Source organism: Blastococcus tunisiensis (genome assembly GCF_900112815.1).
Taxonomy (GTDB): Bacteria; Actinomycetota; Actinomycetes; order Mycobacteriales; family Geodermatophilaceae; genus Blastococcus_B; species Blastococcus_B tunisiensis.
In genome coordinates this window covers 70,734-86,141 of record NZ_FOND01000014.1, presented here as the reverse complement: position 1 = coordinate 86,141, position 15,408 = coordinate 70,734, and the positions used below count along the sequence as shown (strand labels likewise).

General features: G+C 74.8%; 16 protein-coding genes. 5 read left to right on the top strand and 11 right to left on the bottom strand.

All coding sequences use genetic code 11. The features are described from left to right. Positions 1–55: 55 nt before the first annotated feature. Both BM142_RS17135 and BM142_RS17130 read left to right on the top strand, forming a co-directional pair. Positions 56–400, top strand: a complete 345-nt coding sequence (locus tag BM142_RS17135) for an RNA polymerase-binding protein RbpA (protein ID WP_089336610.1) — start codon at positions 56–58, stop codon at positions 398–400. Between the two features lie 92 nt (positions 401–492). Further along, on the top strand, positions 493–1,071 hold the full coding sequence (locus tag BM142_RS17130; protein ID WP_092201442.1) for a dihydrofolate reductase family protein: 579 nt from the start codon (positions 493–495) through the stop codon (positions 1,069–1,071). Here BM142_RS17130 and BM142_RS17125 read toward each other — a convergent pair. The 8 genes from BM142_RS17125 to kdd all read right to left on the bottom strand — a co-directional run bounded on the left by BM142_RS17125 (position 1,068) and on the right by kdd (position 9,874). Further along, the gene (locus tag BM142_RS17125) at positions 1,068–1,592 is read right to left on the bottom strand and encodes an FxsA family protein (RefSeq protein WP_092201440.1); all 525 of its coding nucleotides are present in this window, start codon (positions 1,590–1,592) and stop codon (positions 1,068–1,070) included. The two genes, BM142_RS17130 and BM142_RS17125, sit on opposite strands and share 4 nt — an antisense overlap. Then, the gene (locus BM142_RS17120; RefSeq protein WP_092201438.1) at positions 1,585–2,370 is read right to left on the bottom strand and encodes a polyprenol monophosphomannose synthase; all 786 of its coding nucleotides are present in this window, start codon (positions 2,368–2,370) and stop codon (positions 1,585–1,587) included. The genes BM142_RS17125 and BM142_RS17120 overlap by 8 nt, the downstream gene beginning before the upstream one ends. Further along, entirely contained in the window at positions 2,367–4,034 is a 1,668-nt protein-coding gene (lnt, locus tag BM142_RS17115) for an apolipoprotein N-acyltransferase (protein ID WP_254791033.1), read from the bottom strand. The genes BM142_RS17120 and lnt overlap by 4 nt, the downstream gene beginning before the upstream one ends. Positions 4,035–4,525: 491 nt before the next feature. Continuing rightward, positions 4,526–4,927, bottom strand: coding sequence for a 3-aminobutyryl-CoA ammonia lyase (gene kal / locus BM142_RS17110; protein WP_092201434.1), 402 nt, complete (start codon positions 4,925–4,927; stop codon positions 4,526–4,528). Then, positions 4,924–5,670, bottom strand: a complete 747-nt coding sequence (gene kamE / locus BM142_RS17105; protein WP_092201432.1) for a lysine 5,6-aminomutase subunit beta — start codon at positions 5,668–5,670, stop codon at positions 4,924–4,926. The genes kal and kamE overlap by 4 nt, the downstream gene beginning before the upstream one ends. Further along, entirely contained in the window at positions 5,663–7,279 is a 1,617-nt protein-coding gene (gene kamD / locus BM142_RS17100; protein ID WP_092201430.1) for a lysine 5,6-aminomutase subunit alpha, read from the bottom strand. Before kamD ends, kamE begins: the two co-directional genes overlap by 8 nt. Beyond that, a complete protein-coding gene (locus BM142_RS17095) occupies positions 7,276–8,793 on the bottom strand; it encodes an amidohydrolase (RefSeq protein WP_254791032.1) in 1,518 nt (505 codons plus the stop codon). Before BM142_RS17095 ends, kamD begins: the two co-directional genes overlap by 4 nt. A gap of 52 nt (positions 8,794–8,845) precedes the next feature. Continuing rightward, positions 8,846–9,874, bottom strand: a complete 1,029-nt coding sequence (gene kdd / locus BM142_RS17090; RefSeq protein ID WP_217640765.1) for an L-erythro-3,5-diaminohexanoate dehydrogenase — start codon at positions 9,872–9,874, stop codon at positions 8,846–8,848. 123 nt (positions 9,875–9,997) lie between these two features. On the opposite strand from kdd, the gene BM142_RS17085 reads away from it, so the two are divergent. Further along, positions 9,998–11,407 (top strand): KamA family radical SAM protein, encoded by a 1,410-nt coding sequence (locus tag BM142_RS17085; RefSeq protein WP_092201426.1) that lies wholly within the window; start codon positions 9,998–10,000, stop codon positions 11,405–11,407. Positions 11,408–11,510: 103 nt separating this feature from the next. Further along, the gene (locus tag BM142_RS17080; RefSeq protein ID WP_254791031.1) at positions 11,511–12,041 is read left to right on the top strand and encodes a GNAT family N-acetyltransferase; all 531 of its coding nucleotides are present in this window, start codon (positions 11,511–11,513) and stop codon (positions 12,039–12,041) included. A gap of 1 nt (position 12,042) precedes the next feature. Here the strand turns inward: BM142_RS17080 and BM142_RS17075 are convergent, their stop codons facing one another. Both BM142_RS17075 and BM142_RS24630 read right to left on the bottom strand, forming a co-directional pair. After that, positions 12,043–12,903 carry a lysophospholipid acyltransferase family protein gene (locus BM142_RS17075; protein ID WP_092201424.1) on the bottom strand — a complete coding sequence of 287 codons (861 nt, stop codon included), beginning with the start codon at positions 12,901–12,903 and terminating at the stop codon, positions 12,043–12,045. Beyond that, the gene (locus tag BM142_RS24630) at positions 12,881–13,027 is read right to left on the bottom strand and encodes a hypothetical protein (protein WP_175527321.1); all 147 of its coding nucleotides are present in this window, start codon (positions 13,025–13,027) and stop codon (positions 12,881–12,883) included. Before BM142_RS24630 ends, BM142_RS17075 begins: the two co-directional genes overlap by 23 nt. Before the next feature lie 243 nt (positions 13,028–13,270). On the opposite strand from BM142_RS24630, the gene BM142_RS17070 reads away from it, so the two are divergent. Then, positions 13,271–14,116, top strand: coding sequence for a hypothetical protein (locus BM142_RS17070; protein WP_092201422.1), 846 nt, complete (start codon positions 13,271–13,273; stop codon positions 14,114–14,116). A 121-nt stretch (positions 14,117–14,237) separates the two neighbouring features. Here BM142_RS17070 and BM142_RS17065 read toward each other — a convergent pair whose 3' ends face one another. Next, positions 14,238–15,386: an Rv2578c family radical SAM protein gene (locus BM142_RS17065; protein WP_254791030.1), complete on the bottom strand. Its 1,149-nt coding sequence runs from the start codon at positions 15,384–15,386 to the stop codon at positions 14,238–14,240. Positions 15,387–15,408 lie beyond the last annotated feature (22 nt).

Here is a 15,408-nt window from a genome sequence, read left to right as displayed (position 1 = left end):
CCCGTCGCCGGACATCGAGTCGCGACCGACACCACGAACGAGAGGACGGTGTGCCATGGGCGAGCGTTCCCTGCGCGGCAGCCGATTGGGCAGCGTCAGCTACGAGACCGAGCGGAACACCGCGCCGATCGACCGGCAGTACGCCGAGTACCGGTGCCCGTCGGGTCACCTGTTCACGGTGCCCTTCGCCGACGACGCCGAGCTCCCCGACACCTGGGAGTGCAAGTTCGACGGCTCCGCGGCCAAGCTGGTCGGCGGCGCCGAGCCGGCGCCCAAGAAGGTCAAGCCCCCGCGCACCCACTGGGACATGCTGCTCGAGCGCCGTTCGGTGGAGGACCTCGAAGAGGTGCTCGCCGAGCGCCTCGACGTGCTCCGCGGCCGGCGTACCCGCGCCAGCTGAACCCAGCAGTACCTGACGGCCCCGGTGGAGAGATCCACCGGGGCCGTTCTGCGTCCGCGATCAGTTCCCCCGCCCGCCGCGGTCCTACCGGCATGACACACGTGATCGGCGGGATGACCGTCTCCCTGGACGGGTTCTTCGAGGACGCGGACGGCGGCATCTCGGCCCTCTACTCCGACCTGGAGGGGCTCCAGGACTCCGCCTGCCTGGATGCGGCCCGGGCCGAGACGGGCGCTGCCCTCATGGGCCGGCGCTTCTTCGACATGGCTCCCGACCCGGACGGCTACGCCGACGGCTACGAGTTCCAGGTGCCGATCGTGGTGGTGACGCACCGGGCTCCGGAACGGGAGCCGAAGCGCAACGACCGGCTGTTCTTCACCTTCGTGACCGACGGGGTGGAGGCCGCCGTCGCCCGGGCGGCCGAGCTGGCCGGGGACCGGGCGGTGACCGTCCTCGGCGGCGCCGACCTCACCCGCGGGCTCCTGGCCGCCGGGCTGGTCGACGAGCTGCGCGTCGACGTGATGCCGGTGCTGCTCGGCGGCGGACGGAGGCTGCTCGACGGCATCCCGCCGGGGACGGTGCAGCTGGAGAAGCTGGGCGTGGAGGAGCACGGCGCCCGGACCACGCTGCGCTTCCGGGTGCTCCGCCAGGGCCCCGGGGGCCGCCGCTAGGCCGGAGGCCGCCCGTCGGGCCCGCGCACGACCTCGCCCTCGATGACCCGGGGCGGGGCGTCGGTGGTCCCGGGACCACGGTCGTCGGTGCGCGGTACCTCGGCGGTGCGGACGCTCTCCACCCGCACCGGCGGGCGCAGGCCCGCGGGCAGCCGGGTCAGCACCAGGCGGGTCAGGATCCCGCGCACCAGGTTCCGCGTCCCGGGCAGGAGGCAGAGCAGGCCGACGACGTCCCCGATGAAGCCCGGCAGGACCATGAGCAGACCCCCCGCGGCGACCAGCCCGGCGTTGCCCAGCTCGGCCCCGGGAGACCGACGGGTCCGGGCCCGCTCGCGCAGGTCGGCCAGCGCGCGGGTGCCCTGGCGGGCCAGCAGGATCCAGCCGAGCGCGCTGGTGGCCAGCGTCGCGAGGATGGTCCAGCCCACCCCGATCCAGGCGGCGACCAGGACGAAGACGACCAGCTCGGCCAGCACGAGCAGGCCGGCGATGGTCCGGACCCGCCGTCCGACGGCGTCACTCATGCTGTCCTGCCTCTCTGCGTCCTGCTCGTGCCGGCACCGGAGGGCGGACGAGGCCCGGCAGCCGTTCGGCCAGCCGGTCCTGCAGACCCCAGACGGTGACGCGGACCAATGCCTCCCTAACGATCGAGCCGCTCATCTTGCTCCTGCCCCAGGTCCGTTCGGTGAAGACGATCGGCACCTCGACCACGCGGGCCCCGGCGCGGACGGCCCGCCAGGCCCAGTCGACCTGGAAGCAGTAGCCCTGGCTGGCGACGTCGTCGAAGGGCAGCCGGTCGATCAGCTCGGCACGGGCGGCGCGGTACCCGCCGGTCGCGTCGCTGAGCGGCAGCCGCAGCGCCCAGCGGGTGTACCGGTTCCCCGCCCGGGAGAGCAGCTGGCGGTGCGCCGGCCAGTTCCGCACCGCTCCCCCGGGCACGTACCGCGAGCCCAGCGCCAGGTCCGCGGTCCGGAGGGCGGCGAGGAGGTCCGGCAGCTGCTCGGGGGCGTGCGACCCGTCGGCGTCCATCTCCACGAGGACGTCGAAGCCGTGCTCCCGCGCCCACCGGAACCCCGCCACGTAGGCCCGTCCCAGCCCGAGCTTGGCGCCGCGGTGCAGCACGTGGACGCGGTCGTCGCGGGCGGCGAGCTTGTCGGCGAGCTGGCCGGTCCCGTCGGGCGAGCCGTCGTCGGCGACCAGGGCGTGCGCCTCGGGCACGCTGGCGTGCAGCCGGTCGAGGATGGACTCGAGGTTGTCCACCTCGTCGTACGTGGGCACGACGACCAGCACCCGCGGAGTCATCCGGTGGTCCTCCCCGGCCGGCGGCGGGTCAGGCCCGGCCAGGCGGCGGCGAGCAGGGCACCGACGCCGGCGCCCGTCAGCAGCCACTCGGGCACGGCGCCGAGCCGCTGGGCCGGCGTCGAGGAGCTCCGCTGGGCGATCTCGCGGACGAACACGTCGGGCGTGAACAGCTCCGAGGACTCCACGATCGACCCGTCGGGAGCCACGATCGCCGAGATGCCGCTGGTCGCCGCCACGACGACGGTGCGGCCGAACTCGACGGCCCGCAGCCGGCTCATCGCCAGCTGCTGGGCGCTCTCGTCGGTGTACCCGAAGGTCGCGTTGTTCGTCTGGACGACGATCATCCCCGCCCCGGCGTCGACGACGTCGTCCACCAGGCCGTCGTAGACGACCTCGAAGCAGATCAGGTCGCCGATCCGGACCCCGCCGACGTCGAGCACCCCTACCTCGTCGCCGGCGGCGAAGTCGCGCCGGACGAGGTCGACCTTGTCGCTGAAGAACCGGAAGAAGTCGCGGGCCGGGACGTACTCGGCCAGCGGGACGGGGTGGCGCTTCACGTAGGTGTCCCCCGGGCCGTCGGCGGGGTCCCACACGATCGCCGTATTGCTGATGAAGCGGCCGGGGCCCTCGACGACCGCGCCGACCAGGATCGGCGCCCCGATCGCGGTGGCCGCCCGGTCGATCTGCCGCGCGGCGTCGGCGTTGGTGTAGGGGTCGATGTCGGAGCTGTTCTCCGGCCAGATGACGACGTCCGGCTGCTCCTGCTCCCCCGCCGCCACGGCCGCGGCGAGCTCGAGGGTGCGCTGGACGTGGTTGTCGAGCACCGCGCGCCGCTGGGCGTTGAAGTCCAGGCCGGCGCGGGGCACGTTCCCCTGGATGACGGCGACGGTGGATGTGGGGCCGCCGGCGGTGAGGGACGGTCCGGCCAGGGGCAGCCAGGCGAGCAGGCCGGCCAGCGGCACCGCCACCGCGCCCACCACGAGCAGCGCCCCGGCCCGGAGCGCCGTGCTCCGCTCCCCCGTGTCCTGCTCCCCCGTGCCGCGGGGCGCCCGCCGGGCCCGGGCCACGGCGAGGACGGCCGCGGCCAGCAGGGCGCCGACGAGGGCGACGGCGAAGCTGACCAGCGGCACCCCGCCGTAGGCGGCCAGCGCCAGCAGGGGGCCGTCGGTCTGGCTGAAGCCGAGCCGCCCCCAGGGGAAGCCGTCGAGCACGAAGCGGCCCCGCAGGGCCTCGTCGGCGACCCAGAGCGCCGCGGTCCAGACCGGCCAGAACCGGAGCCGCGAGGTGAGGGCGGTCGCGCCGCCCAGCAGGGCCAGGTGCACGGCCTCCCAGACCGCCAGGGCGAGCCAGGGGAAGGCGCCGACGTAGATGCCCGTCCAGGACAGCAGCGGGACGAAGAAGCCGAGCCCGAACACCAGGCCGAGCCAGAGGCCCGAGCGCACCCGTTGCCGGTGGACGGCGAGCGCGAGAGCGGCCGGACCGAGGACCGCGAGCGCGATCAGGTCGTAGCCGGGATAGGCCAGGACGAGTACGAGGCCGCCGGTGAGCGCGAGCAGCGTGCGCCACGGCAGGGCGGTCCGCCCGCCGGGCTGCGCCGGTCCCGCGGCCGGCGGCTGCGGCCGCGCCAGCGTGCCGACTCCCGGCTGCCCTGCCCCTGCCGGCACCCACAGCCTCCCGGAACCCGCTCCGGTGCCCGGGGGACCCGGGAACCGGCCTGGTACCCCGAGCCGGTCGGACGGGGTCCGGACCGCCGCGCCGTCGCCACGGTCCTGACCCAGCATCCCACGGTCCCGCCCCGGGACCCGGCCTGCGCGTGCGGAGGGCCGGGGGGACGGGGTCCTGCATCCACTCCGTCGGCGGCCGGCAGGTGCTCCGCGCGGGCGCCGCGTCTTCGGGCCGGACGACCGGTCGCTGGCAGCGAGCGGCACGACCGTTGTCTGATGACGCGGATCCGTGTGGGCCCCGCCGGGGGAACCGTCCCGCGGACCCCGGGCCGGCCGGGCACCCCCTCGACCCGGTGCTGGCCGGAGGGCGGCTCGGCTCGATCCGGAGGAGCGCGGCGCGGTGCTCCCGGATGGAACTGCAGCGACTGTAAGAACTCCTCGCGTCCGCGTGCGTACCTACGGTGACTGCGGGAGCTACTGTGGCTGAATCGTTATCCGCCCGTCAAGGGCTCCGGGACGACCAGTGTCGCCGTCGCCGCCACGACCGGCAGCGGCGGGTCGAGCACGGCGGCGGCGGACGGGCCCCGCTCCGGCTGGGCCCGCGCGACCACCTGCGCGGTGCAGCGCAGCTCGCGGCTGCGCCGGCCGATCCGGACCACCTCGCAGGTGGCCTCCAGCACGTCGCCCGCGCGCACCGGCCCCAGGAAGCGCACGTCGGAGTAGCCGGCCAGCAGGCCCTCGTCGCCGTCCAGCACGATGGCGACCTCGGTCGCCACGTCACCGAAGAGGCCGAGGGTGTAGGCACCGTCGACCAGGGAGCCGCCGTAGTGGGCGTGCGCGTGCGGCACGTAGCGGCGGTGGGTCACGGTCAGGCCGAGCCGGGGGTCGGTCATGAGGTGCTCCGTTCCAGGACGAGTGCGGAGATGAGGTAGCTGGCGACCTCGCCGGGCGTCGTCCCCCGGCCGAACACCTTGTCGACGCCGAGGTCGCCGGCCATGGCCGGGTCGAACCGGGGGCCGCCGACCACGAGCAGCGGCCGGTCCTCCCCCATCGCCTCGCGGAAGGCGGCCGCGAGCTCCCGGGTGTTGCGCAGGTGCGCGTCCTTCTGCGTGACGACCTGCGAGACCAGCACGGCGTCGGCGCGGGCGGCCCGGGCCCGGGCGACCAGCTCGGGCACCGTGACCTGGGCGCCGAGATTCGCCACGGCCATCTCGCGCAGGTACTCCAGGCCCTTCTCCCCGGCGAAGCCCTTCACGTTGAGGATCGCGTCGATGCCCACGGTGTGCGCGTCGGTGCCGATGCAGGCGCCGAGGACGACCAGCTTGCGGTTGAGCCGGCTGCGGATGGCGGCGTTGATCTCCGACGAGGTGAGCAGCGGGTAGGCCCGCTCCTCCACGACGACGGCGTCGAGGTCGACCAGGTGCCGCACGCTGCCGTAGACGACAAAGAACGTGTAGCCGCGGTCGATGGCGTGGCTGTGCACGACCATGGCCGGCTCGAGCCCCATCTTGTTCGCCAGTTGCAGCGCCGCGCCCTCGGCCTTCGGGCCGGCGGGGACGGGCAGCGTGAAGGACGTCTGCACCATCCCGTCCCCCGTGGTGTCCCCGTACGGCCGGACGACCGTCCCGTCAGGCACGGGAGACCTTCCTCTCCAGCAGGTCCAGCGCGGGGTTGTAGGCGTCCGGCGCGGTCGCGACCACGCCCTCCAGGCCCTTGCCGCCGTCCGCCGGACGCTTCGTGATGCCGAACGTGCCGTCGGCGATCGCCTGGATGAGGCCTTCGGGATGGTCGGCGATCTTCTCCAGCAACCCGACGGCCTCGGTGAGCACGGTGTTCGCCCGCCGGTCGATGAACCCGCCCGGCGGCGGGGCGAAGTCCTCGGCCAGGTTGCCGGCCGCGTTCAGCACGTACCGGACGTTGCGCAGCGCCAGGTCGCGGTCGGAGAGCCACGGCGTGACCACGGCCTCGGTCATCATCCCGACCAGCAGGATGCCCTGGCCGGTGAGCGACCCGGCCAGGTTGAAGAAGCCGTCGAGCAGGTAGCCGCGGAAGACGTCGCCGGTCATGTGCTTGGTGGGCGGCATCCACTTCAGCGGCGCGTCCGGGAAGAGGCTGCGGGCCAGCAGTGCGTGCGCCAGTTCCAGGCGGAAGGACTCCGGGACGTCGGGGTCGATCTCGAAGGCGTGCCCCAGGCCGAGCTGCCAGTCCTGCAGGCCCGCCTCCTTGGCCAGGGTCTCGTTGAGCAGCTGGCTGACCGTGACGGTGTGCGCCTCGTCGACGGCGTCGGCGGTGGTGAGGTAGTTGTCCTCGCCGGTGTTGATGATGATCCCGGCCCGCGCGTGGACCATCCGGCTGAACCGCTGGTCGACGAAGGTGCGCCGCGGGTTGATGTCGCGGAAGAGGATCCCGTACATCGCGTCGTTGAGCATCATGTCCAGCCGCTCCAGCCCGGCGAGGACGGCGATCTCGGGCATGCACAGGCCGGACGCGTAGTTGGTCAGCCGGACGTAGCGGCCGAGCTCCGCGCTCACCTCGTCCAGCGCGGCCCGCATCAGCCGGAAGTTCTCCTGGGTCGCGTAGGTGCCCGCGTAGCCCGTGCGGGTGGCGCCCTCGGGCACGTAGTCCAGCAGGGACTGGCCGGTGGACCGGATGACGGCGATGACGTCGGCCCCGGCGCGGGCGGCGGCCTGCGCCTGCGGGATGTCCTCGTGGATGTCGCCGGTGGCCACGATCAGGTAGATCCACGGCCGGCGCGGTGGATCGCCGTGGGTGGTGATCAGCTCCTCGCGCCGCCGGCGGTTGGCGTCGATGCACGCGATGCCCCGGGCCGCCGCCTCCCGGGCGGCCTCGCGTGCCCGCTCCGTGTCGGTGCCGGTGGGGATCTCGAACCGCGCCGTCCCGGCGCCGACCTGCTCGGCGAGGGACTGGAGCGTCCCCCCGGAGGCCAGGGCGTGCCAGACCGGGAGCGCGACGCCGGACTCGAGGCCCACCTGCTCGCGGACGGCGTCGACGACGCGGTTGGCCCAGGGCACCCGGTCGATGACATTGCCACCCACCCCGCCGCCCCCGGCCGCCCCCTCCCCCGTCACCGGGTCGGTGCCGGTGAGCCCGGCCAGCCGCAGCACGGCGCGCTCGACGGACACGGTGGTGTGCCGGTGCGCCAGGTCGATCACCGGCTGGGCGGCGCGGGCAGCCAGCTCCCGTGCCCGGGCGACCAGCCCGGGGTCCAGCGCGAGGGTGCTCATGCGAGGTCTCCGATCGGTTCGCCGTCGACGAGCAGGCCCCGGCACGTGGGCCGCGACCGCTCGGACAGCACGGTGGACAGCGTCTGCGGCGTCGCCCAGAGCGCGAGGTGGGCCGGGGCGCCCACCCCCAGCGGGCCCGCGGGGTGCTCGGCGCGGACGGCGTGCCAGCCGCCGTGGGTGTGCGCGTCGAACGCGTCGAACGGCCGCAGCCCCGAGCCCGGCGTCCGGTGGTCCACGGCGGCGTGCACGCTCCCCCACGGGTCCAGCGGGGTCACCGGTGCGTCGCTGCCCAGCGCGAGGGCGACGCCGGCGTCGGCGAGACCGGCGAACGGGTTGGTAGCGAGGGCGCGCTCGCGACCGAGCCGGTCGGCGTACATGCCGGCGTCGCCGCCCCACGCGGCGTCGAAGGCGGGCTGGACGCTGGCGACCATGCCGAGGTCCCGCATCCGCTCGATGTCGGGCCGGTCGATCATCTCGACGTGCTCGAGCCGGTGCCGGCAGGCGCGGACGGCGGGGCGGCCGAGCTCGGCCGCCACCGTCTCGACGGCGTAGACCACCTGGGCGACCGCGGCGTCCCCGATGGCGTGGAAGCCGGCCTGGATGCCGGCGAGCGTGCAGGCCCGCACATGGTGGACGAGCTGGCCGCTGGCGAAGCGCAGGGCGCCGGCGGTCTCCGGCCGGTCGGTGTACGGGCCGTTGCCGAGCGCCGCGGTGTGCGACCCGAACGCGCCGTCGCAGAACAGGTCCCCGCCGGCGCCGGCCAGCCCGAGGGCCCGGACGACCTCCAGGCCGCCCCGCTCGGCCAGCTCGCCCCAGTAGCCGAGCACCCGGGGGCCGGGCTCCTCGCCGGCCAGGGCGAGCAGGGCCGCCAGGTCGTCGGCGCCGGACACCTCGGGCCCGGCCATCTCGTGCAGGCTGCCGATGCCGAGGCCGGCCGCGGCGACGAGGGTGGCCTGCTGGGCGCGGCGCCGCTGCACCGGGTCCACCGCGCCGTACGCGGCCTGGCGGACGGCGTGGTGGGCGTCCAGGCGCAGCCGGCCGTCGGCGCTGAAGCCGGGCAGCCCGGTGATGCCGGGGATGCGGTCGAGCAGCGCGGTGGACACCGTCGCGGAGTGCACGTCGACCCGGGCCAGGTAGGCGGGGCGGTCGCCGACGACGGCGTCCACGTCGTGCCGGGTCAGTCCCCGTCCCTCCGGCCAGCCGGTCTCGTCCCAGCCGGTGCCGAGGACGATCCCGGTCGGCACCGCGGAGACGTGCGCCGCCACGGAGCCCACGGCCTCCCGCAGGCTTACGCTCGAGTGGAGGTCGAGACCGGTGAGCGCCAGCCCGGTCGCGGTGGCGTGCACGTGCGCGTCGACGAAGGCCGGAGTCAGCAGGGCGCCCTCGCCGGCCAGCACCCGGTCGGCGGCCGGCGCACCGGAGGCATCGCCCAGCCAGCCGACCCGCCCGTCGACGACGTGCACCGCCCGGCCCGGCCGGTCGCCGACGGTGACGTCGGTGATCAGCAGGCTCACCGCGCCCCCTCGCCCGCTCCGCCCGTCGGCGCCGTCGCAGTCGCGGCGGCGCTCACCGGCGCACCCGCGGATCGACCAGCGCGCGGACCCCCGCGGTCCGGCGGTACAGCTCCAGGGCCAGGGCCGCGTGCCCCGGTGTGTAGCCGTTCCCGATCAGCATCGTCACGTCCGCTGCCATCCCCTCCGCACCCAGGGCCGCCGCCGAGAAGGAGGTGGCCATGGAGAAGAAGACCACGGTGCCCCCCTCGGCCGTGGCGAGGACCGCTCCGTGTTCGGCGCCCGGCACGTCCACGCACACCACGGTCACGTCGGCCGGGGTGCCGACGGCGGCGGCGACGGCGAGCGGGTCGGTGGCGTCGGCGACCACCACCCGGTCGGCGAGGCCGGCCCGGGTCAGCGCGGCGGCCTCGGCCCCGTCGCGCACCAGGCCGGTCAGCTCGGTGGCCCCCGCGTCCCGCGCGGCCGCCAGGGACAGGCACCCGGACTTCCCGGCCGCGCCCAGCACGGTGACCGAGCGGGCGCGGTCGCGGGCCACCACGCGGGCAGTGGCGGCCGGCGCGCCGCAGACGTCGAGCAGGGCCAGGGAGACGGCGTCGGGCAGGTCGTCGGGCAGGACGGCGGCGATCGAGCGGGCGAAGAGGATCGCCGTCCCCGCGGCCGGCACCTGCTCGCCGAGGCCGTCCCACCCGGCCAGGCCGTCGGTGAGCCGCAGCGGGGTGAGGGTGAGGGACACCAGCGTGGCCACCCGCTGCCCGACCGTCAGCCCCAGGGGCGAGTCCGGCCCGACGGCGTCCACGACCCCGATCAGCATGCCGCCGGAGCCGGTCACCGGGTTCTGCATCTTGCCGCGGGCCGCCACGATCCCCAGCACCGCCGCCCGGACGGCCGCCCCGTCCCCGGCGCAGGACTCCGACAGCTGGCGGAACGAGGCGGCGTCGAGGTTGAGCCGCTGGACGGCGACCCGCACCTCGTCGGGGCCGATCGCGGGGTCGGCGTCCAGCCGGTCGGCGGCCTGCGGGAGGGCGCCGCGCGGCTCCAGCACCCGGTGCACGCCCAGCGCACGTTCTGCGGTTCCCGACACCCGTCTCTCCCGTCTCACCCGTTCGATGCAGAAGAACCTATCGTCCATACCTCGGTTTGCCGAAGATTCTCCCGTAGGCTCACCCGAGGTGCGGAGACCCGCAGGCGGACAGGAGGCCCGACCGTGCTCGAACAGCCTTACGAGTACTCGGCGCGCGAGCTCGTCGAGCCGGACTGGCGGCGGTTGCCCGGCTTCGCCGAGGTGACCGCCGACCAGTGGCGCAGCGCCCAGTGGCAGCGGGTCAATTGCGTGAAGAACCTGCGGCAGCTGCGCGGCGTCTACGGCGATCTTCTCGACGAGGCCTTCTACGCCGACGTCGAGGCCGACCAGGCCGGCCGGGCGACGATGTCGCTGCTGCTGCCCCCGCAGCTGCTCAACACCATGGTCCCGGGCGAGGTGCCGACGACCGCGGCGATGCTCGCCGACCCGGTGCGCCGCTACATGCTCCCCGTGGCCTCCGACCGGCTGCCCGGCGCGGCGGCCAGCCACCCGTACGCCGCACGCGACTCGCTGCACGAGCACGAGATGTGGGCCGTGGAGGGGCTGACCCACCGCTACCCCACCAAGGTGCTCGCCGAGCTGCTGTCCACCTGCCCGCAGTACTGCGGCCACTGCACCCGCATGGACCTGGTGGGCAACTCGACCCCCGCCGTCCCCAAGCTCAGGTTCGAGCTCAAGCCGGTCGACCGCCAGGGCGCGATGCTCGAGTACCTGCGGGCCACGCCGGGTGTCCGCGACGTCGTGGTCTCCGGTGGCGACGTCGCCAACCTGCCGTTCAAGAACCTGGAGGCCTTCGTCGCCGGACTGCTCGAGATCGAGTCGGTCCGCGACATCCGGCTGGCCTCCAAGGCGCTCATGGGGCTGCCCCAGCACTGGCTCCAGGGCGACGTGGTCGCGGGCATGACCCGGCTGGCCGCCACCGCCCGTGCGCGCGGCGTCTCGCTCGCCGTGCACACCCACGTCAACGCGGCGCAGTCGGTGACCCCCCTGGTGGCGGAGGCCGCGCAGGCGATGCTCGCGGCCGGCGTCCGGGACGTGCGCAACCAGGGCGTCCTGCTCGAGGGCGTGAACGCGACGGCCGGGCAGCTGCTCGACCTGTGCTTCGCCCTGCAGGACGGCGCCTCGATCACGCCCTACTACTTCTACATGTGCGACATGATCCCCAGCGCCGAGCACTGGCGGGTCTCGCTGGACCGGGCCCAGACGCTGCAGCACGACATCATGGGCTACCTGCCCGGCTTCGCCACCCCGCGGATCGTGTGCGACGTCCCCTACGTCGGCAAGCGCTGGGTGCACCAGGTGGCCGAGTACGACCGCGAGCGCGGCATCAGCTACTGGACCAAGAACTACCGCACCGGTATCGAGGCCGGTGACGAGGCGGCCCTCGACCGGCGCTACACCTACTACGACCCGATCGCGTCGCTGCCGGAGATCGGGCGCGCCTGGTGGGCGGAGCGGGCGCACGACCCGGTCGCCGCCGAGGTCCGGGCCGCGGAGTCCCGCGCTGCCTCGGTGGCCGATCTCGCGGGCTGAGCGCCCTCGCCGACCGGGGCGTTCGCACCGGCGCGGAGCAGCGCGCGGGGACGCACCCGCCCGGACGATGTTTGCCTCCCGGCGGCGGCGGTAGCCACCGGCGGTGGGGACGACGCTGGAGGTGCTGCGCACGGAGCGGCTGCGGCTGCGCGCCTGGACCACCTCCCCCGCCGACCTGGCCCGGCTGGCCGATCTCTACTCCCGGGAGGAGATCACCCGGTGGATCGGCGGGACGCCGTCGGTCCCGCCCGTGGAGCTCGTCTCCCGCTGGGCGGCGGTGACCGAGCTGGACCCGCGGCACGGCTGCTGGGCGATCGAGCCCGCCGGGTCCCCCGCCGCCGCCGGCACCGTGCTGCTCAAGCCGCTGCCGAACGGGGTCGGCGAGGTCGAGGTGGGCTGGCACCTGCACCCGGACTCCTGGGGGCACGGGTACGCGACGGAGGCGGCCCGCGCGGTCATCGACCGGGGGTTCGGCGCGGGGCTGCCCGAGGTCTACGCCGTCGTCCGCCCCGGCAACGAGGCCTCCGTGGCGGTGTGCACCCGGCTCGGGATGCAGCGGATCGGGCGGTTCCGCCGGTGGTACGACGTCGACCTCGAGGCGTTCCGGCTGATGGCCCCCGACGTCGTCGAGTGAGTCAGCGGCGGCCGAGCCGGGCCGCCAGCCGCTTGAGCGGGTGCGGCCGCTCGGCCGTCACCGCCTTGCCGGCCGCCCGGACGGAGTCGGTGGCTGCCGCCTCCTCCGGCGTGGGGGCGGTGCCGCCGAGATGGGCGGGCAGCCACCAGCGGTCCTCCGGTCCGGCCGGCTGGTCGGGGTAGCTGCGCTGCGCCTCGTCGAGCAGGGCCTCCATGGCGGCCTTCGTGCGGCGCAGCAGGGCCTGCGGCTTCTCCCCGGGCTCGTGCACCAGCGGCTCGCCGAGGATCACGGTCACCGGGACGCCGCGGCGCCACTGGACCTTGTGGCCCTTGGTGGCGATCCGCTGCCCGCCCCACACCGCGGCCGGGATGATCGGCACCCCGGCGTTCACGGCCATGCGGGCGGCGCCGGCCTTGAGGTCCTTCACGGTGAGGCTCGTGCTGATCGTCGCCTCCGGGAAGACGCCGATCACCTCGCCGTCCTTGAGGGCCCGGACGGCGGACTCGAACGCCGCCGCACCGGCCTTGCGGTCGACCGGGATGTGCTGCATGGCCCGCATGAAGGGGCCGGCGAACCAGTGGTCGAAGACGGCGGACTTCGCCATGAACCGGACGAGGCGGTGCCGTGGGAGCGCGCCGAACCCGACGAACATGAAGTCGAAGAAGCTGACGTGGTTGCTCGCGATGATCGCCCCGCCGCTGAGCGGCACGTGCTGGCTGCCGCGGACGTCGAAGCGGAAGCCGAACGCGGTGAAGAGGACGAGGACCACGCGGTCGATGAAGCGGTACGGCCTGTCCCGCGGGTCCGGCGCCGGGCCGAACAGGTCACGGCGGACGACGTCACGCCAGCTCGCGGTGTACATGGCGGGAATCTAGCGGGTGGACCTGGGTGCCCGGGGTGCGGCCCAGCAGGACGGGGCGTCCGGCCCCGTCGACGACCAGCAGCTCTTCCTCGACCCCGATCGTCCGCACCTCCTCCATGATCACCAGCCCCGGCGTGCGCCGCTGGCCGGACGCCCCGCCGCCACTCCGGCGAGTCGACCGTTATGCCCAAGTGAGATGCCAGGAGTGGTGGTGCCTGCGGCACCACTCCCCCGGGTCACCCCGCGTGGTCTTCCGTGCCTCCCGCGGTTGCTGCGGCGGTGCCCGGAGGGCACCGTTCCCCGGCGTTGGGCAGGTGACGACAAATTCTGGTCGCATGTTTGTTGGGGATAACGGTAGTGTTCGTGCATGCGAGGTGGGTGGCAGCAGCCGCTGCCCGACATGCCGGCCCCACCGCCGGCCCGCGCCTGGCGCCGCTTGGACGCCCCTCCCCGGTACGAGGCGCAGTGGCGCCGCCTGGCCGACGCGGCGATGGAGCTGGGACTCGGCCCGGACCAGCTGAGCGAGACGGGCCTCGAGCCGCTCACCGCCGCCCGCGGCTGGAAACCGGCCACGGTGGCGCTGTACAGCAAGGTGGCCCGGTACGGCGGCGTGGCTCTGCCCCGGGTGACGACACCGGAGCCCGACCCGCCCGAGCTGGACCTGCGGCCCCTGACCCGCGTCCGCACCGAGGACCCCGAGCACCTCCGGGCGGTGGCCTGGTGCGCGGTGGCGCTGGGCTGGCCCGCCCCGGTGGCGGCGTTCCGCTCGCTGCGGCGGGACCAGGTGCGGCCCAGCGGACGGCGGCTGATCGTGTCCACCGACGACGGCGCGTGGTCGGTTCCGGGCGCGCTGACCGCCTGGCACGCCTGGGAGGCGGTGCGCGCCCGGTTCCCGGCCCTGGCGGACAGTCCCTGGGTCCTGCCGGCCCTGCGACGTGGGCCCGGCCTGGATTCGCGGATCGGCGGCCGGCTGTCGAACCAGGCGCTGCAGGCCACCTTCAGCAAGCACGCCGGCCGCACCGCGCAGCATCTGCGCGCGACGTCCGCCCCGTCCCGGGCGGCGTGGGCCGAGGAGCTCGCCGTGGCCTACCGCGACCTCTCCTACGACTCCTACCGCCGGCTGGCCCTGGCCGCGGGGGCGCCGCCGGTCTCGCCGCGGGGCGTCGTCCGGGCCGCGCGGGCAGTGGGACGGCACACCCGGCTCGCCGGCTGACCCGCCGGGCGCCAGGCGTCCCGGGGCGGGGTGGTGCCCCGGCGCACAGTCGGACCTTGCCCACCCCGGTGGGCAAGGTCCGACTGTCGGCAACGGTGTCGGGACGGAGGTCGGGGCAGGGTCAGAGGAGGGTCAGCTGCTCGCTGCCACCGGGAGCCGAATCCGGTGCGCCCGAGATCAGGTCCCGCGGCGAGCCGACCCCCGGCAGCCCGGTGCTCGGCAGGCTGCCCTCCGGGAAGCCGACCTCGGAGTCGCCGGGGACGCCGGTCGCGACGGCCGGGTCGACCGCCTTCCGTGCCGTCCCGCCGCTCTGCCGGTCGAGACCGTGCCTCGTCAGCAGGGGTGCCACCCGGCGGGCCAGCCAGGTGCGGTACTCGGCGGGGACGTACGCCCGCCGTGCGTAGAGCTGCTGGTATCGCGGTACCAGCGCCGGATGCGCGCCGGCCAGCCAGGCCATGAACCACTCCCGTGCCCCGGGGCGCAGGTGCAGCGGGATCACGGTGACCCCGGTGGCCCCCGCCGCGGCGATCGCACCGAGCGCGGCGTCCAGTTCCGCGATGCCGTCCGTCAGGCCCGGCAGCACCGGAGCGAGGAACACGCCGCACGGCAACCCGGCGTCGGCGAGGGCGCGCACCAGGTCCAGGCGCGCCCGCGGCGTCGGCACTCCCGGCTCCAGGCCGGCGTGCAGGGCGTCGTCCCAGATCGCCAGGGAGACGCCGAGGCCCACCGGCACCGTCTGCGCGGCCTCGCGCAGCAGCGGGATGTCCCGGCGGAGCAGGGTGCCTTTCGTCAGGATGGAGAACGGCGTGCCCGACTCGGCCAGGGCCCCGATGACGCCGGGCATCAGCCGGTAGCGGCCCTCCGCCCGCTGGTAGGGGTCGGTGTTGGTGCCGAGGGCGACGTGCTCGTGCGCCCAGGACGGCCGCGCGAGTTCCCGGCGGAGGACGTCGACGAGGTTCGTCTTGACCACGACCTGCGTGTCGAAGTCCCGACCCGAATCCAGTTCCAGCCATTCATGCGTTCTGCGAGCAAAGCAATAGACGCAGGAATGAGAACATCCCCGATATGGATTGATGGTATATGGAAATGGCATCGCGGATTCGCCGGGCACGTGGTTCAGGGCGGACTTCGCCCGGACCTCGTGGAACGTCAGCCCGGGGAACTCCGGCACCTGGACGCTGCGCAGCAGGCCGCGGATGCTCGGCATGCCCGGCAGCGTCGTGGACTCGTCCGGGTCGAGCCGTTGCCGATCCCATCGCATGACGTCCATGCGAACACACGTTCGAACGGCT

Bases quoted from the DNA above. Each gene is read 5' to 3' on its own strand.
- BM142_RS17120 (WP_092201438.1), bottom strand. From the start codon at position 2,370: ATGACTCCGCGGGTGCTGGTCGTCGTGCCCACGTACGACGAGGTGGAC.
- BM142_RS17070 (WP_092201422.1), top strand. From the start codon at position 13,271: ATGCGAGGTGGGTGGCAGCAGCCGCTGCCCGACATGCCGGCCCCACCG.
- BM142_RS17135 (WP_089336610.1), top strand. From the start codon at position 56: ATGGGCGAGCGTTCCCTGCGCGGCAGCCGATTGGGCAGCGTCAGCTAC.
- kal (WP_092201434.1), bottom strand. From the start codon at position 4,927: ATGACCGACCCCCGGCTCGGCCTGACCGTGACCCACCGCCGCTACGTG.
- BM142_RS17130 (WP_092201442.1), top strand. From the start codon at position 493: ATGACACACGTGATCGGCGGGATGACCGTCTCCCTGGACGGGTTCTTC.
- kamD (WP_092201430.1), bottom strand. From the start codon at position 7,279: ATGAGCACCCTCGCGCTGGACCCCGGGCTGGTCGCCCGGGCACGGGAG.
- BM142_RS17125 (WP_092201440.1), bottom strand. From the start codon at position 1,592: ATGAGTGACGCCGTCGGACGGCGGGTCCGGACCATCGCCGGCCTGCTC.
- BM142_RS17075 (WP_092201424.1), bottom strand. From the start codon at position 12,903: ATGTACACCGCGAGCTGGCGTGACGTCGTCCGCCGTGACCTGTTCGGC.
- BM142_RS17065 (WP_254791030.1), bottom strand. From the start codon at position 15,386: ATGGACGTCATGCGATGGGATCGGCAACGGCTCGACCCGGACGAGTCC.